Source organism: Aminithiophilus ramosus (genome assembly GCF_018069705.1).
Lineage (GTDB): Bacteria > Synergistota > Synergistia > Synergistales > Aminithiophilaceae > Aminithiophilus > Aminithiophilus ramosus.
In genome coordinates, this window is record NZ_CP072943.1 from 2964137 (window position 1) to 2984443 (window position 20307).

The 20307-nt window shown below is 51.7% G+C and carries 25 protein-coding genes; 7 read left to right on the top strand and 18 right to left on the bottom strand.

The genetic code is table 11. The features are described from left to right. Window positions 1–29: 29 nt before the first annotated feature. From dctP to KAR29_RS13375, 4 genes are all read left to right on the top strand, one after another. Window positions 30–1037 (top strand): TRAP transporter substrate-binding protein DctP, encoded by a 1008-nt coding sequence (dctP, locus tag KAR29_RS13360; RefSeq protein ID WP_274373488.1) that lies wholly within the window; start codon window positions 30–32, stop codon window positions 1035–1037. A 62-nt stretch (window positions 1038–1099) separates the two neighbouring features. Then, a complete protein-coding gene (locus KAR29_RS13365) occupies window positions 1100–1642 on the top strand; it encodes a TRAP transporter small permease (protein ID WP_274373489.1) in 543 nt (180 codons plus the stop codon). Window positions 1643–1649: 7 nt separating this feature from the next. After that, entirely contained in the window at window positions 1650–2954 is a 1305-nt protein-coding gene (locus tag KAR29_RS13370; RefSeq protein WP_274373490.1) for a TRAP transporter large permease, read from the top strand. Window positions 2955–2970: 16 nt separating this feature from the next. After that, window positions 2971–4605 carry a M20/M25/M40 family metallo-hydrolase gene (locus tag KAR29_RS13375; RefSeq protein WP_274373491.1) on the top strand — a complete coding sequence of 545 codons (1635 nt, stop codon included), beginning with the start codon at window positions 2971–2973 and terminating at the stop codon, window positions 4603–4605. 132 nt (window positions 4606–4737) lie between these two features. Here KAR29_RS13375 and gvpO read toward each other — a convergent pair whose 3' ends face one another. From gvpO to gvpA (KAR29_RS13460), 17 genes are all read right to left on the bottom strand, one after another. Beyond that, window positions 4738–4992, bottom strand: a complete 255-nt coding sequence (gene gvpO, locus KAR29_RS13380) for a gas vesicle protein GvpO (protein ID WP_274373492.1) — start codon at window positions 4990–4992, stop codon at window positions 4738–4740. Between the two features lie 31 nt (window positions 4993–5023). Continuing rightward, window positions 5024–5587, bottom strand: a complete 564-nt coding sequence (locus KAR29_RS13385; protein ID WP_274373493.1) for a gas vesicle protein — start codon at window positions 5585–5587, stop codon at window positions 5024–5026. Between the two features lie 9 nt (window positions 5588–5596). Next, entirely contained in the window at window positions 5597–6433 is an 837-nt protein-coding gene (locus tag KAR29_RS13390) for a GvpL/GvpF family gas vesicle protein (protein WP_274373494.1), read from the bottom strand. A 71-nt stretch (window positions 6434–6504) separates the two neighbouring features. Further along, complete coding sequence (gvpK, locus tag KAR29_RS13395) at window positions 6505–6819, bottom strand: gas vesicle protein GvpK (protein ID WP_274373495.1); 315 nt, start codon at window positions 6817–6819, stop codon at window positions 6505–6507. Window positions 6820–6822: 3 nt separating this feature from the next. After that, complete coding sequence (locus KAR29_RS13400; protein ID WP_274373496.1) at window positions 6823–7263, bottom strand: hypothetical protein; 441 nt, start codon at window positions 7261–7263, stop codon at window positions 6823–6825. An 8-nt stretch (window positions 7264–7271) separates the two neighbouring features. Then, on the bottom strand, window positions 7272–7652 hold the full coding sequence (gvpJ, locus tag KAR29_RS14150; RefSeq protein WP_274373497.1) for a gas vesicle protein: 381 nt from the start codon (window positions 7650–7652) through the stop codon (window positions 7272–7274). A 9-nt stretch (window positions 7653–7661) separates the two neighbouring features. Further along, window positions 7662–7898: a gas vesicle protein GvpG gene (locus KAR29_RS13410; protein ID WP_274373498.1), complete on the bottom strand. Its 237-nt coding sequence runs from the start codon at window positions 7896–7898 to the stop codon at window positions 7662–7664. Beyond that, window positions 7892–8650, bottom strand: a complete 759-nt coding sequence (locus KAR29_RS13415; RefSeq protein ID WP_274373499.1) for a GvpL/GvpF family gas vesicle protein — start codon at window positions 8648–8650, stop codon at window positions 7892–7894. The genes KAR29_RS13410 and KAR29_RS13415 overlap by 7 nt, the downstream gene beginning before the upstream one ends. A 4-nt stretch (window positions 8651–8654) precedes the next feature. Continuing rightward, complete coding sequence (locus KAR29_RS13420; RefSeq protein ID WP_274373500.1) at window positions 8655–10781, bottom strand: CDC48 family AAA ATPase; 2127 nt, start codon at window positions 10779–10781, stop codon at window positions 8655–8657. Beyond that, window positions 10765–11310: an Hsp20/alpha crystallin family protein gene (locus tag KAR29_RS13425; RefSeq protein ID WP_274373501.1), complete on the bottom strand. Its 546-nt coding sequence runs from the start codon at window positions 11308–11310 to the stop codon at window positions 10765–10767. The genes KAR29_RS13420 and KAR29_RS13425 overlap by 17 nt, the downstream gene beginning before the upstream one ends. 33 nt (window positions 11311–11343) lie before the next feature. Beyond that, window positions 11344–12273 carry a gas vesicle protein GvpN gene (gvpN, locus tag KAR29_RS13430; protein ID WP_274373502.1) on the bottom strand — a complete coding sequence of 310 codons (930 nt, stop codon included), beginning with the start codon at window positions 12271–12273 and terminating at the stop codon, window positions 11344–11346. Between the two features lie 27 nt (window positions 12274–12300). Next, the gene (locus KAR29_RS13435) at window positions 12301–12681 is read right to left on the bottom strand and encodes a hypothetical protein (protein ID WP_274373503.1); all 381 of its coding nucleotides are present in this window, start codon (window positions 12679–12681) and stop codon (window positions 12301–12303) included. Further along, window positions 12671–13657 (bottom strand): hypothetical protein, encoded by a 987-nt coding sequence (locus tag KAR29_RS13440; protein WP_274373504.1) that lies wholly within the window; start codon window positions 13655–13657, stop codon window positions 12671–12673. Before KAR29_RS13440 ends, KAR29_RS13435 begins: the two co-directional genes overlap by 11 nt. Before the next feature lie 90 nt (window positions 13658–13747). Continuing rightward, complete coding sequence (locus KAR29_RS13445) at window positions 13748–14350, bottom strand: hypothetical protein (protein ID WP_274373505.1); 603 nt, start codon at window positions 14348–14350, stop codon at window positions 13748–13750. A 190-nt stretch (window positions 14351–14540) separates the two neighbouring features. Then, on the bottom strand, window positions 14541–14750 hold the full coding sequence (gene gvpA, locus KAR29_RS13450) for a gas vesicle structural protein GvpA (protein WP_274373506.1): 210 nt from the start codon (window positions 14748–14750) through the stop codon (window positions 14541–14543). Window positions 14751–14819: 69 nt separating this feature from the next. Beyond that, on the bottom strand, window positions 14820–15029 hold the full coding sequence (gene gvpA / locus KAR29_RS13455) for a gas vesicle structural protein GvpA (RefSeq protein WP_274373506.1): 210 nt from the start codon (window positions 15027–15029) through the stop codon (window positions 14820–14822). Between the two features lie 69 nt (window positions 15030–15098). Next, a complete protein-coding gene (gene gvpA / locus KAR29_RS13460; protein ID WP_274373506.1) occupies window positions 15099–15308 on the bottom strand; it encodes a gas vesicle structural protein GvpA in 210 nt (69 codons plus the stop codon). Between the two features lie 773 nt (window positions 15309–16081). Here gvpA (KAR29_RS13460) and KAR29_RS13465 point away from each other — a divergent pair. Both KAR29_RS13465 and KAR29_RS13470 read left to right on the top strand, forming a co-directional pair. Then, window positions 16082–17278 carry an aspartate aminotransferase family protein gene (locus KAR29_RS13465; protein ID WP_274373507.1) on the top strand — a complete coding sequence of 399 codons (1197 nt, stop codon included), beginning with the start codon at window positions 16082–16084 and terminating at the stop codon, window positions 17276–17278. 161 nt (window positions 17279–17439) lie between these two features. Continuing rightward, a complete protein-coding gene (locus KAR29_RS13470; RefSeq protein ID WP_274373508.1) occupies window positions 17440–19584 on the top strand; it encodes a methyl-accepting chemotaxis protein in 2145 nt (714 codons plus the stop codon). A 109-nt stretch (window positions 19585–19693) separates the two neighbouring features. On the opposite strand, the gene KAR29_RS13475 is transcribed toward KAR29_RS13470, so the two are convergent. Then, entirely contained in the window at window positions 19694–19828 is a 135-nt protein-coding gene (locus KAR29_RS13475) for a hypothetical protein (RefSeq protein ID WP_274373509.1), read from the bottom strand. 10 nt (window positions 19829–19838) lie between these two features. Between KAR29_RS13475 and KAR29_RS13480 the strand changes: the two genes are divergently transcribed. Next, window positions 19839–20195, top strand: coding sequence for a hypothetical protein (locus KAR29_RS13480; RefSeq protein ID WP_274373510.1), 357 nt, complete (start codon window positions 19839–19841; stop codon window positions 20193–20195). The last annotated feature ends 112 nt before the right edge of the window (window positions 20196–20307 follow it).

The following is a 20307-nucleotide window of genomic DNA, read 5'->3' on the forward strand; positions in this document are numbered from 1 at the left end:
GAATACGGTGACAGAGAAAGGGGATTGCGATGAAAAAGGCGAAGCGTTTTTTGCTCCTCGGAGCCGCCCTGCTTCTGGCGGTAACGGTCGGAACGGCCCCTGTGGCCTCGGCCAAGACGACGATCAAGGTGGCGGGGATATCGCCCGTCGAGTACCGCTCGACGCAGTCGCTCTACCGGATCGCCGAAAAGGTGAAGGAGCGGACCGACGGTCGCATCGAGATGAAGGTCTTTCCCATGAACCAGCTGGGCGACTACACCCAGGTCTTTGAGGAGATCCGCCGGGGGACGATCGAGATGGGCCTCATCTTCCTCCCCAGCCAGTTCGACGTGACCCTCGAACTGGGTTCCATGCCCTTCCTGGCCGAGAACTACACCCAGATCCGGCAGGCCCTCTCACCGGGGGCCTTCGTGTGCGACACCCTTGACGCGGCCCTGGACAAGCTCGGCGTCAAGCAGCTTCGGATCTTCGGCGAAGGCTTCATCGGACTGGGATCGACGAAAAAGCCGGAAAAACCCCTGGACCCCAAGGCCGACAAGGGCCTTCTCGTGCGGGTCGCTCCCGTGGCCGTCTACAAGTACATGGCCGAGGACATGGGCTTCCGGACGACGACGATTCCCTATGCCGACACCTACAGTGCCATTCAGACGGGCGTCTGCGACGGATGGATCGGCGGATCTTCCCAGATCAATTATCAGGTTTTCGGCGATGTTATCAAGCACTACGTCGCCTACGACAGCCTTTTCGATCAGACGACGATGATGATCAACAAAAAGCTCTGGGAAGGCCTCTCCGAGGAGGACCGGACGGTCCTTCAGGAGGCCGTCGACGCCGAGGCCGATCTGAGCTTCCAGCTCTGCCAGCAGGAAGACGGCGACTATCTGGCCAAGATGAGGGAACGGGGCATCGAGGTGACGACCTTCACCGACGCCGAGAAGGCCGAGATGGCCCGCTACATCCGTGCCCGGACCTGGCCCAAGCTGAAGGAGCGGCTCGGCGACGATCTCGTCGATCGCCTCATGGAGGCCTACCAGTAAGACATCGGTCGGGGAGGAAGGAAACCGCTCTTCCTCCCCGACCTCAGACCGGAGGTGACTTCGTGAACGCCATCGAAGCGATCAAAGGCTCCCTGTTCTGGAGGGTTCTGGGCCTCTTCCAGAAGGCGATCCTCATCCTGTCCAGCCTCTTCGTCGCCCTCATCATGTGCGCCCAGGTCCTGATGCGCTACGTCTTCAAATCCGATCTCTACGGGATGGAGGAGATCATCGTCATCGTCGCCTTCTGGCTCTATTTCATGGGCAGCTCCTACGGCGTCTACGAAAAGAGCCACGTAAGGGCCGACATCATCCCCCAGCTTCTGTCGGAAAAACCCCGGAGGATCCTCTCTCTGGCCGTTCAGGCTACGATGACGGCTCTCTGCCTCCTCTTTTCCTGGTGGGGGCTGGACTTCATCGGCTACAGCCTTCAGGAGATGCCCCGGACTCTCATCTGGGCGATCCCTCTCGCCGTAGGCCAGTCCTCGGTCCTCGCGGGCTACCTGATCATGAGCTTCTATTCCGTCGTCTACCTCGCCGAGGAATTCCTGGAGATCCGGGCTTTCCTGCGCAAGGATTCGACGGCTGAAGCCACCCAGGCGAGGTGAGCCCGCGATGACGATCGCCGCAGCCCTTCTGCTCATCGTGCTCACCCTCCTCGTCGGCCTGCCCGTCCCCTTCTGCTTCATGCTCTCCACGACCTTTCTCGTCCTGACTCAGGGCTACGCGCCCAGCTTCCTTCTGCCCTACAGTTTCGGCCAGATGAGTTCCGTCGTCCTCCTGGCCATTCCCCTTTTCATCATGGTCGGCGGCCTCATGGACCGGGGAGGCATCGGGTCGTCCCTCGTCAATCTCGTCGATGTCGTCGTCGGGCGCGTCAAGGGAGGCCTGGGCGTCGTCGCCGTCGTCTCCTGCGCCGTCTTCGGCTCCATCTCGGGGAGCTGTGCCGCCACCATTTCCTGCATCGGCTCCATCATGTTCCCCCGCCTCCGAGAGAACGGCTATCCCATGGGACACAGCGCCGCCCTCGTCTCCTGCGCCGCCCCGCTGGGGCTGCTCATTCCGCCCAGCTCGCAGATGATTCTCTACGCCTGGGTGGGGCAGCAGTCCGTCCTGGCCTGTTTCCTCTCGACCGTCGGTCCGGGGATCCTTCTGACCGTTCTCCTATCGATCCTGAACGTCATCATGCTCCGCAGGGACGAAAAGATCTACGTGGCCCCTCCCATGAGCGGGACCGAAACGATGCGGACCTTGGGCAAGCGCTCCTGGGAGGCCGCTCCGGCCCTCCTCATGCCCGTCATCGTCCTCGGCGGGACCTACGGCGGCATCATGACGCCCACCGAGGCCGCCGCCGTGGCCGTCCTCTACTCCATTCCCGTCGGCTTCTGGATCTACCGGGGCCTGAACGGGAAGACCTTCGTCGACGTTCTCGTCGAGACCTCGACGACGACGGGCGTCGTCATGCTCATGATGTTCTGCATCATGATGCTGAGCCGCATCTATGTCATGGAAGATCTTCCTTCGATGATCATGAACGTCCTCCGCTCCGTCTCGACGAACCCCAAGGTCATTCTCCTCATGCTCAATATCTTCATGATCATCGTGGGCATGATCATGGATGACGTGAGCGCCATGCTTCTGTGCACCCCCATCCTCCTGCCCGTCGTCATGAAGCTCGGCGTCAGCCCCATCCACTTCGCCGCCATCATCGGCGTCAATCTCGGCATGGGAAACGTGACGCCTCCGACGGCGCCGACGCTCTACTTCGGCGGCCGGCTGGCCAAGACGCCCGTCTCTCAGATGCTCAAGCCCGCCATGATTTTCATCCTTTTCGCCTGGCTGCCCACTCTTCTGGCCGTCACCTACCTTCCCGACCTGGCCCTATGGCTCCCGCGCCTCGTGCTGGGCAACCGATTCTGAACAAGGAGGATCGATCGTGGAGCGACGGGAAAAGATCCTCGAACTGCTTTTTGATCTCTGCCGCATTCCCAGCGTCTCTCCCGACGCCGAAGGAGAGCTTGCCGTCGTAAACCTTCTGCGCGACCGCCTCGCCCGGGAACCCTATTTCGCCGATTCCGGCGGCGATCTGCGCCTTCTCGATCTCGAGAACGATCCGTTGGAACGGAAGGCCCTCTGGGCCCTCGTCCGGGCCGAACCTCCCACGGAAGCGACGATCCTCCTCATGGGACACATCGACGTCGTCGCCCCCGAACCTCTGGCCGATCTGCAACGGCTCGCCTTCGACCCTCGGGCCTACACGGAGGCCCTCAAGGAAATCGTCCTGCCTCGAAAGATCGACGACGATCTCCGCTCGGGCCAATGGCTCTTCGGCCGAGGCGTGGCCGACATGAAAGGCGGCGTCGCCGTCGAAACCATTCTCCTGGCCGAGGCCTCCCACCGTCCTGCGACCCTTCCCTGCAACGTGGCTCTCCTCGTCGTACCCGACGAGGAGACGAGCTCCCTGGGCATGACGGGGTCTCTCCCCCACCTGGTCCGCCTTCAAGAAGAGGGGCTCCGTTTTCTGGGCTGCATCGACGCCGAGCCCACGGTGACGACGGGAGAGGGTGAGGAGGCCTCCATCCACCTGGGGAGCATCGGCAAGATCAACCCCTTCTTCCTCTGCCTCGGCAGACGAGCCCACGTCGGAGAGTACTACGAAGGCCTTTCGGGAGCCCTCATCGGCTCTCACCTCAACACGATCCTCGACGGCAACGCCGACCTGACGGACCGCCTCGACGGCGTGGCCTACCCCGGCTACGCCTCCATCTGGCAGAGAGATCTCCGGCCCGATTACGGAGCCACCCTGGCCGACAGACAGGGACTTCTCTACAGCCGGCTCACCGTCGACGGCCTCCCCTCCGACCTCATGGAGGAGCTGACGGCGGCGGCCCTGGAGGCTCAGCGACGGGCTCTGTCCCAGATCGACGCCTCGGCGCGCTCCTTCTCTTTCCACCGCCCCCGCCCCGTGACGCCTCCCGCAGGGGAGCCCCGGGTCGTCCGCTACGAAACGCTGCTCGATCAGGCCTCGGCGGCAGGCGTCGACGTGACCTCTCTGACGGAAACCGTCCTCGAAAAGAGAAAAAGCGAGGACCCTCGCCTCGCCGCCCTGGAAATCGCCTCGGCCCTCCTCGACGCGTCGGGAGAGAGGGGCCCCCTCATCGTCGTGGGCTTTCTCTTCCCCTACTACCCGCACCGGATCAACGGGGGACGTTCCGAGGGCGACCGCCGCATGGCCGCCGTCGCCCAAGCCGTGGCCGAGGCGGCACGAAGCCGTTTCGGCCGTCATCTGGGCCTCCGCCCCCTTTTCGAGGGCGTCAGCGACCTGAGCTACTGCGGCTTTTCCGCCGACAGGGCCGAGCTGGATCTGCTGGCCCGTAACGTCCCGGGCTGGGGCAGGCTCTACCGCTTTCCCCTGGAGGCCCTGGCCTCTCTCGATATCCCCATCCTCAACGTGGGTCCTCTCGGGCGGGACGCCCACAAGAGCACCGAGCGCGTCCATCTCCCTTACCTCCTCGACGAACTTCCCTCTCTTCTGGAAGTGGCCATGGCCGAGGCAGCGGCCTTTCGCTGAAAGCCCCATGGGCGATACGTAAAACATCCAAGGACACCCAAAGACCAGCCAAAACGGCACAACGGGGCTCTCAAAAACGGAGAGCCCCGTTGTTGGATAAGCCGATATATAAATAAATTTATCGAAAATTATCTATTCAATATCCGTATTACCTCTATAACGCAGGTTTTTTCGTTCAAATGAAATCAATCCTCCATTTTCGTCGAGAAAGACATCGTAACGACCCAACACATCCATCGTTTCCGGTATGGATTTACGCTCAAGCCCTTCGACAGACACAATCCATTGACCATCCATCCTAGAAACTCCCACCACTCTCTCTACAGAAAGTTGAGCTAAAAGAGAAAGATCTTCTCTGGCTTTTTTAATAGCCTCTTCAGCATTCACAATTTTCACTTCCCATCATTATATTTACATTTCAAGCTATAGAGTTAATCCTATTTTCTAAAACGGATTTGATTTTAAGCATATCACGAGAACGCAACAAGAATGAACCACCTGACACAAGAGAGAAATCCATGACATCCATTTCCAAACTACCTTCATCTTTCTTTTTAGTTACATTAAATATATTTACATCCGACAAAAAACATCTCAATATGACATTTTTAGAGTTGTTTTGAGAAACAATTAGTTCGTTAGATGTAATACAAAGAAATCCTGATTTCCAATTTTCATAAGGACAATTATTTTTTAGTATAGAAACAAATGTTTTCAAAAAGACTTTTTCATTCAAATTTAAAATAAGTTTATTTTTTTCTGTTTCTTCAATGGCATATGCCCTTTGAGCTTCATCCCAATCATTCCATATGCCATAACGAAGCATTGTCTCCATTCCAGCAATACAAGCCTTAAGACTTAATCCTAACAAAGGAATTCCAGCAACATGAATAATTATATCAGCATGAAGAACAATTCCTTTATCTAGAATTCTCTCTAACAAATCAACCAAAGTTGCATCGTAATCCCTAGTAGGCTTCATGCTAACGCTTTATTCCACGTAGTTAGAGCTAATACTCCGAGAAATTCCACTTATATCACCAACAAAGCTATAAAGTGGCCAAGGCCCTGTAAATCTGACAGAAAAACTATCATATAATTTTATTTCATCCAAAAAATTACCTAAACCGTCAATTTTATCGTTATCAACCATACAGGACAGGTTTAATATCATTTTAGACGAAGCATCAGTTTTTTTAGGCTTTTCTATTACAATTTCACTGCAGCAAGACAAAACTTTATTATAAAAATAATCAGAAAACTTATTTATTTCAATTAAAACTTCATCCTTAATGGCCTTATCTAGTTTTTGTTTATACATATAAGCAACTCCCGGAGACTTCAAATCAATATCTTGCTTTAATTTAAGTAGATATTTATTTTCAAAAGCTATTTTATTTTCCAAAACATCCGTTGCACAAAAAAGCTGGACAACATATTCATTTTTATTTTTAAATCTACGCATCATGCAGGTTAGAGATTCTTGCTCTTCTTGAAGCCATTTTAATATTACATGATCAGAAGAAAGCTCTCCCTGAGCGCAGACAATCGTATCAAAACTAACAGGGACAACACAATCAAACACCTTACTCGCTTCATCGAGCACTCGATGATGATCCATCACCCACGCTCGAACTGAATCCGCCTCTGCCGATCGATAAGGCTGCGGAAGACAATCATGAACGATAGCGCATAAATCCCCGGAGATAATCATGCGAACCGGTTTGCCACCAATCCCCAAAGAAGTGAAAGACACTCTCTCCAAAATCAAGGCAAGACCATAAACGTACCTCCCATCCTCTTCAAAAGGTGGAAAAACCTTCTCCATCGCCAGCGCCCCCTCATTCAGACAAAAAAGGCCCTGTCCTCCATGGCAAACCCATGGCTAAAGCCTCATCTTTATCTATCAATCTCATCACGCCAACGCTCTGGATTCACAATACGATCCAAAACGTCACCAACCACTTGATCCAATCCATCGCGCACAGCTTGAACCGACTCAACAAGGTCATTATCCTTTTTGATTTCTTCTAGAGCAATTTCAAGCTCCATTAAAGCCTCTCCAAGACGCTCACACTCTGCCTCTCGGATAGAGCCTTCATCCATTCTTTTAACGGCTTCAATTTTAAGAGCATCGCGAATGACTTCAACAAGAGCTACGACCAACCCCAACAACCCCTGCTTCAAATTTCCTTCGTCAATATTAAGAGACATTAATTACTCCTTGTCAAGCGTTATCTTCAACACACCATTCCTATATTCAATTATATGAGACATTTCGTTTGGTATTCTAGGGACGACGTTCACGGATGCGATTAAAGTAATTTTATTCCCTTCAGAATATATATCCATACATGAAAATTCTTTATTTAATCCTATCTCATCCACAAACCACCACTGGAAAAACCATTGCTTACCGTCACACGGATCTATTTTTGATTCTTTAAAAACAATAATGGAGTATCCTAATATTTTTTCAGAATTTGTATTTATTATATGTTTTATTCTATAAATTATCTCAAAGTCATTCCTACAGCTTAAATCCCGTCTAAGATCCACTATGCTTGCATGACGTCTCCACCAAACGTCCAGCAGCAAAATTTTGCTTATTGAATCTATGGAATCCAACAAGTCAGATAAAAAATTCCTGTTGTCCATATTTAAATTTAATCTACGATAGCAATGGATTCTTCGTTTTTATCCAACAAAGACTCTCTAGCCCTGGCACTGACCCATCCGCACCAAGGACAACATTTCGACAAAAGCTCTTCCGTAAAAACTCGCTTTCCGCACTGAGGACATGTTTCCTTGCCTTTTTGCGCTTCTTTCCAGGCATCTGTATTGTAATTTGTTCCACTTGGAAATTCCAATCCATAATGAGCCGCAGTTTCGAAAGAAGCTAAAGCAGCTCGTATCTTTATTCCAAGCAATTCAACACCTGCTACAGACACGCAAATATCGGCATTGATAACTAAACCCTTATCTAAAACACGGTCGATAACATCGACCAGCGTCGAACTTGCCTCTCGTGTGGGTTGCATAGACATCGACCGTTCTCACCTCTCAGCCTTTATTTTTTTTAATCTTTCTATTAGATCATTTTCGAGTTCATCGTATTCATTTTCACTCAAGTTTCCATCTTCCAATGATTTTTGAATTTCTTTAAGCCTAGCTCTAATGGCATCTTCTGTCATCAGGCCTTCCTTATCTATTTCTTTTTTAATGGCAAGAATAATTTCTTTCGACAAAATAACGGGGATACCTATGAAAATATCTTTTATTAAACCTAACATGGTTTTTTAAAATAATTCATTTCCACATTCAAAAACGTATAGGGAGGCAGAGGAGCAATACACTTAAAATTAAATTTATTATTATACTTTTCATCCAATTTATGGATTGATTTTATAAAATCGTCTTTATCGGCTTTTTTTACAAGAAATGAGGCGTTTAGCACATTTTCTATACCAGATTCAGAGTCTTTATGGCTATCAAGAGCTATATTTTTGAAATAACCATATATATCATCAGAATAAATATTTCTTTTGTCTAGAAGCAATGATTCTACTAATTTGCCAGCATCTATTTTAATATTTTGTTTTTCTAACAAAGAAGATGTTTTATTAATTTTAGATTTAATTTTAACTATTTCCTTGTTGTTGACTTCAATTTCTTTTATTTCTGAGTTATAATCCCAATAAACCTTGACAACCACCTCAATGACGCCTGATAACCGATTTATTTCATTGACTATGGATTCTTTGCTTTTTTGCAGTAAATCCATCATTTCATTCTTAGATGCAAGTACACCAAATCCTGCTGGGAGTAAAGTGTATTTATCCATCAAAAATTCTTGCACGGTCGCGTGTGTGGAAATATTTTTCCTGGTCGGATATATTTCATCGTTACCAAAGTCACTGACAACAGCAGAAATTTTATCTATACTAATAGAATAAACTTTTGAACTATTAATACCAATTACATCAAAAATCTTAAAATCAGGCTCATTTATAATACCATAAAAATATTTATTTTTAATATTCATAAAATCACCTCTTGCGTTCCATTACACTATTAATGGCTAAATCAAAATGATTTTTAAGTATAACAATTTTATTTTCACCGTTTGAAGCCATATATTCTCTTAACGCCAAGCGAGCTGCTTCTTGACATAACTGCTTGAGCTCTGCTCCAGAAAAATCTTCTGTACGCATAGAAATTTCTTCAAGCGAGACATCGCCATCCAAAGGCATTTTTTTGCTATGTATCTTAAGGATTTCTATCCGATCATCTTTATCTGGAAGATTGAAATTTAAAATTAGATCAAATCTGCCCGGGCGAATGATCGCTGGATCTATCAAATCTTGCCTATTGCTTGCAGCTAAAACTAAAACATCTTTGAGCTCTTCAATTCCATCCATTTCGGAGAGGAATTGGCTGATTACTCGATCAATAACTTGAGAATCTCCAAAAGAATGTCTTAGAGGGACCAATGAATCAAATTCATCGAAAAATAAAATACAAGGGCTTGCCTGTCTCGCTTTACGAAATACCTCTCGAACTCCTTTTTCCGACTCTCCAACATATTTAGACAAAAGCTCCGAGCCTTTTACGGATATGAAATTAATTTCACTTTCGTTGGCCATGGCCTTCACCACTAACGTTTTACCCAATCCGGGAGACCCCGAGAGCAAGATGCCCTTCGGCGGCCGAAGCCCCACGCTCGCAAGCAGCTCGCCATGCTTAAGCGGCCAAGCCACCGCCTCCGAAAGCTGCCTCTTGATCTCGCGAAGGCCACCGACATCTTCCCAGCTCACGTCGGGCACCTCCACGAAAACCTCCCGAATGGCCGATGGTTCCACTTCTTTGAGGGCACCAAGGAAGTCGTCCATCATCACTTCCATTTGCAAAATATCGATGTCGGCGACCTCTTCGATCCGACAGGTGTAATCGGGAACGACCCTCCGCAGGACGCTCATGGCTGCCTCCCGACACAGGGCCTCCATATCGGCACCGACAAAACCGTGAGTCACTCGCGACAACCTCTCCAAATCGACATCGGAGGCGAGCGGCATGCCTCGAACGTGGATGCTCAATATCTCCAACCTGTCCCTCTGGTCCGGTATGGCGATCTCCAGCTCCCGATCAAACCGTCCCGGGCGACGAAGCGCCGGATCCAAGGCGTTGGGTATATTCGTCGCACCGATGACAATGACGTCACCGCGCGACTCTAGGCCATCCATCAGAGCCAACAGCTGCGCGACCACCCGCCTCTCCACCTGTTTCTCCCCGCCCATTTCCTCCCGCTTGGGGGCAATGGCATCGATCTCGTCGATAAAAAGAATCGACGGGGCATTCTTTCTGGCCTCTTCAAAAAAGCCCCTCAACCTGGCCTCGCTCTCACCATAAAACTTGCCCATAATTTCAGGCCCCGTCACATGGACGAAATACGCTGCCGTTTCACTGGCGACAGCCCTGGCGATCAGGGTTTTTCCACAGCCCGGAGGACCATAGAGCAATACCCCCTTCGGGGGATCTATACCCAGTCGATCGAAAAGGCGGGGACATTTCAGAGGAAGTTCGATCATTTCTCGTATTTTTTTAAGCTCTCTTGACAATCCACCTATATCTTCATAGGATATTTTGGATCTTTTAGTTGAATTTTGTTGAATTTTATCTAATAAAATACGAGTTTTTTGCGAAATAAGGACAGGTCCGCCAGGAGTGGTATTATTGACCAAAAAATCCTGATTCCTGTTTCCCATAAAGTTAACTCTTATGAAATCACCCTCTATAACGGCAAGACCTGTCAAAATGGATCCTATATAGGAAATATCCTTATCTCCAAGTGGAATACGAACGTTTGACAAAGGAGCTATGACAATCTTTTCCGCTAATTTAAAATCTATCTTTATTACATTGACGTTATTGTTCAATGACGTTTTTGCATTGTTTCTTAGAGTCCAATCCATTTGAATTATTCTTTTTCCTCGATCTTGCGGAAAAGTAGGCATTATTTTAGCTATAGTTTGCCTTTCTCCTTCAATCTGAACCACATCGCCTACACTTACACCCATTATTTCCATATCTACAGGGTCTATGCGAACAATTCCTCTCCCGACATCTTTTAAATTAGATTCAGCTACAATAAATACTGAATTATTGATTTTTCCCATTTTTAGGAGATATTTCTATTTTAAAAATTCCATTTAAATAAGAATGAAGGAGTGTGTTTTGGTTTACATTGAATTCAGTTTTGATTTCCTTAAAGTATTTTCTTGATTTGCTCTCTGCTTGAACAACTATAGTTCCATCTGTTATTTCAATCATAATATCTTCTTCATTCACGCCGGGCATTTCTAGAACTATAACCATTCTATCTTTTTCGTTAAAAATATCCGTTATAGGTTCCCTGACTTCTTGTTGGTTATTTTCCAAATCAGATATTTTTTTATTTCCAAATGTTTCAATTATCGGCTTGCCTGCTAAATTTTTTACAGTAAAACCATAAATGCCCCGAATTCCTTCGGGGCTTTCAATAGATCCCTTTTTTTCAACTACATCAAACCTATCGACCATATCCAATAAACTACCTAACCCCTTAAAAATTCCTTCAAAACTTATTTTACCTTTTTTGAAATCTATCTCTATTTTATCTTTCTCTTCATCCGGATTTTCTTTTTTTTTACTATTATCCATTGTCATTTACGCAACACCCCGATCTAGGCGCTAAAACATCTAATAATTCTCAACATTACCATATGGTTCTCTTTCAATATTGCTGGCTGCATCAATAATAAGCCTAGAAACCGAGGCTCTTTTTTTACTTGATATAATTGGCAATATAGTATCGTTGCATATTTCAATAAATCTATCTTCAGATATGTTGCCCTTTTTATCCAAAAAATCTATATATTTCGCTATTTTAATAGAAGACCGCACAGTGGGAGTAAGTTTATCCGAATAGTTATTTCTTATGGTTCTTATTAATTTAACTATTCTAACTATTTCGCTTTCACATAAATCCACTCTACCTCGCACAATTGCTACTTCCGTCTCTTCGTCAAAGCTGCTTAACTCCAATGTTACCAGTCTATCTTTTAATGCATCTTGACTTTTATAAACACCGGCATATTCCTCTGGGTTGGACGTGAATATCGCCCTGAAGTCGGGATGAACCCTAACGTAAGACTCTTTACCATTTCTACCCGAAACAGGAAGTATTTTACTCTCCAGCACTGATAAAAGGACGTTATTGGCCTCTGGTCTAGATCTAGTGAATTCATCATAGACAAGCGTCAGTCCACGCTCACACGCGACAGTCAGCCTGTTATCAAACCACTGAGACGTCATTACATCTTCTGTCTTGACAACAGACCTAATAAAATTGTCTTTAGTGTAATTATGACGATATCCGGACACATAACCGACCAGATCGGAAGTTCCAAATTCATGATCACCACAAATCAAAACGACAGGACGACCTATTTTTGCGGCCACATGCATCGCTAAAGTCGTCTTGCCCACTCCAGTAGGTCCGCTTAAATGAATAGGAAAGCCACAGGAAGAATAACTAAGGGCTTTTTCGGATATTTTTGATATGTATGGAGTTTCTACAAACTCCAAGCTTGGCCTTGAAGTAATAAGCGTCATCCTTCCTCGATCCATAACTTAAATACCTCCAAAATCACAGGATCAGTAATGCATTTCAAAATTCTCATCATTCACTGCGTCGCCATCGCTTGAGTCGCACATATCAGAGCTATTCTCTTTTTGCAGTTCTCTGCGCAACTCCATCAGGGCTTTATTTTTGTCAATAATAACTGCAAGCTTCTTTCTGGAATTCAAAAGGCGCGCCCTGGCTCTCTCGACCGATTGCAACCTAGAGGCGAAACGCCTCTTCTCTCGCTCGAGCATCGTTTGGAAATTGCGATCCTTTTCCAAATCCGGAGCATCGTTATTATCAAAGGCACGAAACAAAGCACCTGTCGTCCTGGCTTTTTGGCCACGGAAAACTTCAGCATTGCTTTTAATATGGCGCATTGTTCGAAGTTTAGTCAGAGCTTCACTTTTCACCGATTTCTACCTCCCCTTCTGACAAAGGGAAATAAAGCTTACCCTCCCTTCGAATCCCGCCCTCATCCAAGAGATTTCTTGACACTCGTCCCAACGCCACTGTGGCCATGCCCAACTTATCGGCCACATCGGTCAGGGAGATACCTTCAGGATGCGCCTTAATGACTGACAAAAACCTGGTCTTAAGATCTTCCCCCGTCACAGCAAAGTCCTCTTCCTCCGTTGCGCGTTCAAGTACGGAGCAATCCGGGTCCCTCTCATCCGCCTCGGGAGAGGCGTCATCTCTTGATTCGACGGAAGGTTCGGCTTCAACCTCATCGTCTTCGCAAGACTCTTCATTCACAAGGCATTCCGACCAAACCGCTCTCGTCTCCTCAAGCAAGTCAATAATGACCTGCCTTTCTTTGTTTAAATTATTTCTTAACATATCTACGCTTTGTTTCATGTTGGAAATATCCGCTAATCTTTTTTGACGTAATTCATCGAATTGATTTTTTAATGATTCACGAATGTCACTTAAAATATCTTTAACCTCTTTATGCAGGTTTTCTATCTCAATCTTACGGTTATTGATATTCAATCTAACATTTTCATTATACTGTTTTTTTAGCGATAAAATCTTTTCTCTTGATGCTTCTATTCTCTTCTTATTTTCTTCTTTGAGCTCTTCTCTTATATCTGGGGTATTTTTTTGGGATGCCAACCTTGACGCCTCAAAAAGAAGATCAAGCTCTTTTTTGAAGCCATCCAACATATCTGCCGTGGATTTTTTAATTTCCATGACTTCTTCTTCTATTTTCTTTTTATTTTGAACCAGCTTTGATTTCATCGACTCTTTCTCATCAAATCTCTCGGTAGAAAAGGTTTTAAGTGTTTCATCTATTGTTTTTTTAAGATCTTGGAGATTTTGATATCTATCGGCATGAGAATCAGCCAACTCCTGAACCAATGACCTAGTCTCTTCCAATAAATTCACAGTCCATCCCTCCTCGGTTATTATGGTTTTAAATCTCAAAACCCATTATTTTGCAATTTAACATAAAAATTCATCTAAATGCATTAATAATCAAATTTCATCGCGTGTTGCGATAGGTTCTATTCTATATTGCGATCTTTCATCTTTAAATCTACCCAAAGTGGCTCTTACTTCTTCTCTTCTTAAATCCCTATCTTGTTCTCTTGTAAATCTACTTTTTATTGTTTCAAGCTGCCACATGTCTTTCATTTCTAGGGAGCTGGACCGCTCCAACAGGCGGCGCATAGAATTGTTCCATTCCAACATTATTTTTTTATAGCATTGAATTTTATACTGAAATTTACATAATTGCTGAAATACGTCGTCTCCGTTTTTTTGATAAGTCCCTTTCATTTCATCAACGAAACATTCCAGCTCTTTTTTATCTATAGTCTTTTTAATGCAATTATAAACTTTAGTTTTAAGAGTTAGCGTCAACTCTATCTGTTCTTTTAAATATCTCCTCAGAGATAGCTCGATTTCTTGACTATCAGCTATAAGAACGTCTCTATCTTTATCTATTCCATCAAAAAGCCTATTCATGAAGTTATCAAAATCTTTTTTTCTGAAAGAACAATTTCTCGCTGCCATCTCTCTCAAGTCTACGCGCAGGTGATCGCGCTCTTTATGAAGGATTTCCAAATCCTCCGCCAAGCTCGACGTGACCTCATGGACCGTAGAGACCATCTCTTCCACCATGAGGATCCTTGACGAATGGGCATCGATAAGATCAAGGAGCATACATTCATCCATTTTCGATACTTGGCCTCCCGAGGAAGGGCATATGGCCTGGCAGGGCACGCTTGCGAAACAAGGGAACCCTGGCAGACCTCCACAAAGGAACTTACGCGGAGATCGGAGCCGTCAGGCCGACCGCTTCGGCGTACTTCAGGTAGGTCTCCACACCGGCGACGACCACCCGTGCCTCGACGGTCAGAAGTTCCAGCCCCAACAGGGAGATCCGCACCCACGCATCGATCACGAGACCCTTGTCGAGAATCCGATCGATGACCTCAGCCAGACCCGACGAAGCCATAGACGTCTGCACTGCCATTTCGTTCCGCCTCCTTACGAGTCTTTCCTTGGGCTTTCCTTGCCTCCTGCGGGAGGGCGCCGCCGATCCCTACGCGGAGATCGGAGCCGTCAGGCCGACCGCTTCGGCGTACTTCAGGTAGGTCTCCACACCGGCGACGACCACCCGTGCCTCGACGGTCAGAAGCTCCAGCCCCAACAGGGAGATCCGCACCCACGCATCGATCACGAGACCCTTGTCGAGAATCCGATCGATGACCTCAGCCAGACCCGACGAAGCCATAGACGTCTGCACTGCCATTTCGTTCCGCCTCCTTACGAGTCTTTCCTTGGGCTTTCCTTGCCTCCTGCGGGAGGGCGCCGCCGATCCCTACGCGGAGATCGGAGCCGTCAGGCCGACCGCTTCGGCGTACTTCAGGTAGGTCTCCACACCGGCGACGACCACCCGTGCCTCGACGGTCAGAAGCTCCAGCCCCAACAGGGAGATCCGCACCCACGCATCGATCACGAGACCCTTGTCGAGAATCCGATCGATGACCTCAGCCAGACCCGACGAAGCCATAGACGTCTGCACTGCCATTTCGTTCACCTCCTTTCTTGTACGCTAAACTTGCAGAATACTACATCAGCATTCTTCAAGGAACAAGGCCTTTTTAGCATTTTTTAATAAATATTTATACTTCTTGACATGAGTCTCCGTCAGACAGGGGCAATAATATTAGAAGATACTGCTCTGTTCTCCGCCTTGTTTCATTTTTTTGGAAAACACGACCAACAGCACCCCCGGCAATCGCTTCAGGGGAGACAAGACAGACCAGCACCGCAGGACCTCGGAGAGGCCCGCGTACGAGAACGAACCCACAGCCGGATTCACCTGGGGCTCAACCCCAGCACGACAACCCTGCTACGGCGACGGAACAGGCGAAAAGGGGAGAGGAGAGGTAACATAGGGAGAACAGCGGAGAGGAAGATGGGAAGGAACGGCGTCGAACGTCGTTTTCGCTTCGCTGCACCTGTGAAGGGAAGGCCAATAGAACAAGACGAACTATTGAAAATTGCAACCTTACAAGCAGATTATAGCACCTGATTGCCTCTGTCAAGGACCGCTTTTTCTCTTTATCGTGGACGAAGAGGGCTCGTCTCCGCCCGTGGGGAAGGCTCGGAAAGCCCCTGGCGGAAGGGGACGGGCTGTCGCACCATGACGGCGTCCAGGAAGACGTCTTTCGAGGCTTTTGACCGCCCGAATCGGCTCTGGCTCGCGAAAACAGGGAGAAAACGGTCGGTCCGGGATGCCCTTCGGGCAGTCTTCACCGCTCCCGACGGGAGGCCTCCTTGCGGAAAGGACGACGAACCATGGGGAAAGGCCCTTCGGAGACAGGAATTCCTTCCTCGGCTCTTTCGGATAGAATCTCTCCGCCCTTCCGCCTCATAGGGGGCGATCCCTCGTTCACGGGAACTCCGCTGAAAAAAGGCGCCGTTTTTCGCCACCCCTTCGACGGGGAAGGAGGCCAACGTCTCTGGGTCGATTCGGGGCGCTCGGCCCTGGCCGTCGCCCTGGCCGCCCTGAGGGAGAGGGGAGCTCGGCGGGCCTGGCTGCCCTTTCTCTGCTGCAGCTCCGTCGTCGAGCCCTTTCTCGAGGCCTCCTTCTCGCTCCGCTTCTACGGCCAGTCGGGCCGCACCCCTTTCTGGACCGCTCCCCCCTCGGAGCTGAGACCGACAAAAGACGACGTCCTTCTGTTCATCCACTATTTCGGCTTCCTCAACGAGGGGATGGCCGCCTTTCTCGACGGGCTCGACGAGGCCAGGCGTCCCTTCGTCGTCGAAGACGCCGTCCCGGCCTCCCTCACCGAAGGGACGGGGCGTTGGGGCGACGTCACCCTCAGGAGTTTCCGCAAATTTCTCCCCGTCGCCGACGGCGCCGTCGTCGCCTCCCGCGATGCCTTCCTGGCGGGAACGGTCTGCCTGGGGGCACCCGACATCCGACGGCTGCGGCTCAAGGGCTGGGCCGCCCTGGGGCGGTACCTCTGCCCCGACGAGGGACGGCGCTGGCTCGCCCTGGCTCGCCAGGGCGAGGAGCGCTTCGACGGAAGGCCCCGGCTCCCCTCGCCTCTGAGTCTGAAGATCCTGGCGCGCTGCGATCTGCCCTCCGTCGTCGCGGCTCGGCGACGGAACTACGAAAGGCTCCTTGAAGAGCTCGAGCGCCACCGTATCCTGGACCCTCTTCACCCTATCGCGGAGAGGCTCCCTCCCCACGTCGTCCCCCAGGGACTGCCCCTCCGCCTTTTCGGTGGCTCCCGGGACGAAGTCCTGCGCCGCCTGCGCCGTGAAGGGATCTTCTGCCCCGTCGACTGGGGCGTCAACAGCCTGGCCGAGGCTCCCGCCGAGGAGGATGCAGGCGTGGCCCGCTCCCTTCTCGTCCTTCCCGTCGATCAGGGGCTGAACGGCCAGGCTCTGTCCTTCATCGCCGACAGGGTGGGAGACGCCCTGCGGACGGGCGGACAGCCCCCTTCACTCTCGCGCCGCCGGGGAGACCGGCCGGCGACACGTTGATGCGATACTTGCAATATTCACAGTCAAATAAAAAAACAACGCAACAGGAGGGGCAACGGCGCCGACGGCCGAGACCGAAGCTGATATAATACCGTCACGCTCTCCCGGAGCGGAGTCCCCTCAATACCTCTTTTAACGGATTCGGAAAGGGTGTGTCCTCCTTGCTTGGTCGTCTCAAAATCGGTCCGAAACTGACCCTCAGCTTCGGCGTCCTCCTTCTGCTCTTCTGCCTCGCCGGTTTCTTCGCCTGGAGAAACCTCGACGTCGTCAGAGCCGGGGCGGACGATCTCGCCCTGGCCCGCATCCCTCAGGTCTCCTCGGCCACGGGCGTGGAGCGCAACGCCTTCCTCAGCATGTATTCCATCCGGGGCTACGCCCTCTCCGAGAGGGAGGATTTCCGCCGCAAGGGGGAGGAGTATCTGGAGTGGACCCAGGCGGCCATCTCCCAGCTCGGCGTCCTCACGGACCGTTTCGCCCAGCTGGCCGACTCCAGGGAGGCCGTGACCGAGGCCCAGCGACAGCTCGATCTCTACCGGAGCGAGTTCGAGGGCACGACGCGATCCGTCGCCGCGATGGCTGCCGCCAGGGAGGCCATCGTCGCGGCCGGAAGCCGTTTCGACGAGGAGGGCCAGGCGCTGCTCCAGAACCAGAGGGACGTCCTCGAAGAGGGCTTCACCTCCGGGGCGAGCCAGTTCTTCCTCGAGCTTTCGGCCCGACGGATCTACGAAACGGAGGCGGCCGTCATGGCGGGAACGGGGCTCCGCCTGCGCACCTTTCAGGCCCTGGCCCAGGACCGCCCCGAGATGCTCGAGGGCATCGAGACCGATTTCGACGCCCTGGCCGCCTCGCTCCGCGATCTGGAGCGGAAGGTCACCCACGGAGAGAGCCTCCTTCAGGTTCAGGCCCTCGACAAGGCTCTCGAGGACTTCAGGGCCAACCTCCTCCAGCTGCGCCAGACCTGGAAGGATCTGAGAACCGCCGGCCTCCAGCGGGAGGCGGCCGGCGAGGCCCTTCTGACGGCCGCCCGCACCGTCTCCCAGAGCGGCCTGAAAAGCACGCAGGCCATCGCCGCCGAAGCCCAGAGCCGAGCCGTCTCGACGGCCCGTACGCTGGGAATCACCATCGCCATCGCCCTGCTGGCCGGCGTCGTCGTCGCCTTCCTGATGACGCGGGCCCTGACGCAGCCCCTCAAGCGGGCCCTTTCCCTGGCGGAACGGGTCCAGAGGGGGGACCTCACCGTCACGCGGGAGGATTTCTGCACGGAGAACTGCGACGAGATCGGCCTCCTCGCCGACGCCCTGGCCCGCATGGTCGCCACGCAGCGCGACGTCATCGAATCGGTCATCGCCGAGGCCGGGAGCGTCGCCGAGAAGGCCTCCTCCCTGGCGGCCTATTCGCAGGAGACCAACGCCTCCATGGAGGAGGTCAAGGCCTCCGTCGACCAGACGGCCCAGCTCTCCGAGACCAACTCGGCGGCCCTGGAAGAGGCCAACGCCGGCGTCGAGGAGGTGGCCTCCGCGGCCCAGGCCTCGGCCGAAGCGGCCTCGGGCGGAGCCGAGGCCGCAGAGAGGACGCGCCGCCACGCCGAGAAGACGACGGAGGAGATCGGAGAGGTCATCGGCGCCCTGACGACCGTCAGCGGCAAGAGCAAGGAGACGCTGGAGGGGGCCAAACAGCTTCAGCAGTCCGTCGGCGAGATCGGCAACTTCGTCGCCACCATCGTCGGCATCGCCGACCAGACGAACCTCCTGGCCCTCAACGCCGCCATCGAGGCGGCCCGGGCCGGAGAGGCGGGACGGGGTTTCGCCGTCGTCGCCGAAGAGGTCCGCAAGCTGGCCGAGGATTCGGCCCGAGCCGCCCAGGAAGTCAACACGCTCACCGACAGGCTCCGGAAAGAGGCCCACCACTCCCAGGAACTCTCCGACGAATCGGCCCGGATCACGGCCGCCACGGCGGAGCGGGCCGGGAAGGCCAGGGAGAACCTCGGCCACCTGCTCAAGGAGATCGTCACCGTCAGCGACGCCATGGGGCACATCGCCTCGACGGCGCAGGAGCAGTCGGCCTCGAGCCAGGAAATGGCCGCCGCCATCGACGGCGCCACCCGGTCGACCCTCGACGTCGTCCGCATGGTCGAGGCCATCAAGGCGGCCGCCGAGGAAACGGCCACGACGTCCGAGGGCGTCGCCACGGAAGCCCAATCCATGGCCGAGACGGCCTCCCGCCTCCAGAAGCTCGTCGAATCCTTCACCGTCGCCCGGGCCTCCGAGCCGGGCCTGGTCCCGGCGGCCCTGCCGGAGAAGATCTGAGCGCACGACACAGGACAAAAAAGGTTCCGGCCTCCGCGGAGGCCGGAACCTTTTTTGTCCTGTCGGGAGGCCGTGCGGCTTCCGGGCCTTTCCTCTCCAGAGCCTTTCCTCAGCGGAGAGGGACCAGCCCCCCCTTTTCCCCGTCGACGACGAAGCGCTCCGTGAGACGGCGGAGGTCGTCGGCCGTCTCCATGACCGAAGCCGTCCTGTCGATGAGGGCGATGACCTTCTCCGACCGGTCCACCTGCTGGGCCGTGGCGACGATGATGCGCCCTATGGCCGCCGAGGAGCCGGTTTTTCTCGAGCGCGGCCCCGGTGCTCCCGTTCAGAAGGGCCTGCTTGGCCACGAGGGCCTGGTAGAGATCGCGGTCGCCGTTGAGGACGAGGCTCTGAGCCACGAAAGCCTCCTGGTGAATCCTTTCCATGAGATCTCTGTAGACGACGCCGGCCGAGCGGACGGAAAAGGCCGCCACGCCGACGATGCCCCGAAGCGGCACATCTCAAAAAGCGACCCCCTCACCGTTCTGCGACGGAGACGAGAACGTCTCCGTCGCTTTATCATTTTACATGACTCGCCTACCGACGAGAAGGTCGAAGGCGTTACTGATTGAGAGGGATTGAAGTTTAAAGACACGAACAAACCCGACGCCGGGAAAAGGCAGGGCTTCTATAGTGGACCCCGAAAACTGGACCACGAGCTAAGTTGCAGTTGAAGTCGGGCTG

Excerpts from the sequence above, each read along its gene's own strand:
- dctP (WP_274373488.1), top strand. The coding sequence starts at position 30 with ATGAAAAAGGCGAAGCGTTTTTTGCTCCTCGGAGCCGCCCTGCTTCTG.
- KAR29_RS13370 (WP_274373490.1), top strand. The coding sequence starts at position 1,650 with ATGACGATCGCCGCAGCCCTTCTGCTCATCGTGCTCACCCTCCTCGTC.
- KAR29_RS13385 (WP_274373493.1), bottom strand. The coding sequence starts at position 5,587 with ATGAAGCCTACTAGGGATTACGATGCAACTTTGGTTGATTTGTTAGAG.
- KAR29_RS13390 (WP_274373494.1), bottom strand. The coding sequence starts at position 6,433 with ATGGAGAAGGTTTTTCCACCTTTTGAAGAGGATGGGAGGTACGTTTAT.
- gvpK (WP_274373495.1), bottom strand. The coding sequence starts at position 6,819 with ATGTCTCTTAATATTGACGAAGGAAATTTGAAGCAGGGGTTGTTGGGG.
- KAR29_RS13400 (WP_274373496.1), bottom strand. The coding sequence starts at position 7,263 with ATGGACAACAGGAATTTTTTATCTGACTTGTTGGATTCCATAGATTCA.
- gvpJ (WP_274373497.1), bottom strand. The coding sequence starts at position 7,652 with ATGTCTATGCAACCCACACGAGAGGCAAGTTCGACGCTGGTCGATGTT.
- KAR29_RS13410 (WP_274373498.1), bottom strand. The coding sequence starts at position 7,898 with ATGTTAGGTTTAATAAAAGATATTTTCATAGGTATCCCCGTTATTTTG.
- KAR29_RS13415 (WP_274373499.1), bottom strand. The coding sequence starts at position 8,650 with ATGAATATTAAAAATAAATATTTTTATGGTATTATAAATGAGCCTGAT.
- KAR29_RS13420 (WP_274373500.1), bottom strand. The coding sequence starts at position 10,781 with ATGGGAAAAATCAATAATTCAGTATTTATTGTAGCTGAATCTAATTTA.
- KAR29_RS13425 (WP_274373501.1), bottom strand. The coding sequence starts at position 11,310 with ATGACAATGGATAATAGTAAAAAAAAAGAAAATCCGGATGAAGAGAAA.
- gvpN (WP_274373502.1), bottom strand. The coding sequence starts at position 12,273 with ATGGATCGAGGAAGGATGACGCTTATTACTTCAAGGCCAAGCTTGGAG.
- gvpA (WP_274373506.1), bottom strand. The coding sequence starts at position 14,750 with ATGGCAGTGCAGACGTCTATGGCTTCGTCGGGTCTGGCTGAGGTCATC.
- gvpA (WP_274373506.1), bottom strand. The coding sequence starts at position 15,029 with ATGGCAGTGCAGACGTCTATGGCTTCGTCGGGTCTGGCTGAGGTCATC.
- gvpA (WP_274373506.1), bottom strand. The coding sequence starts at position 15,308 with ATGGCAGTGCAGACGTCTATGGCTTCGTCGGGTCTGGCTGAGGTCATC.
- KAR29_RS13465 (WP_274373507.1), top strand. The coding sequence starts at position 16,082 with ATGGGGAAAGGCCCTTCGGAGACAGGAATTCCTTCCTCGGCTCTTTCG.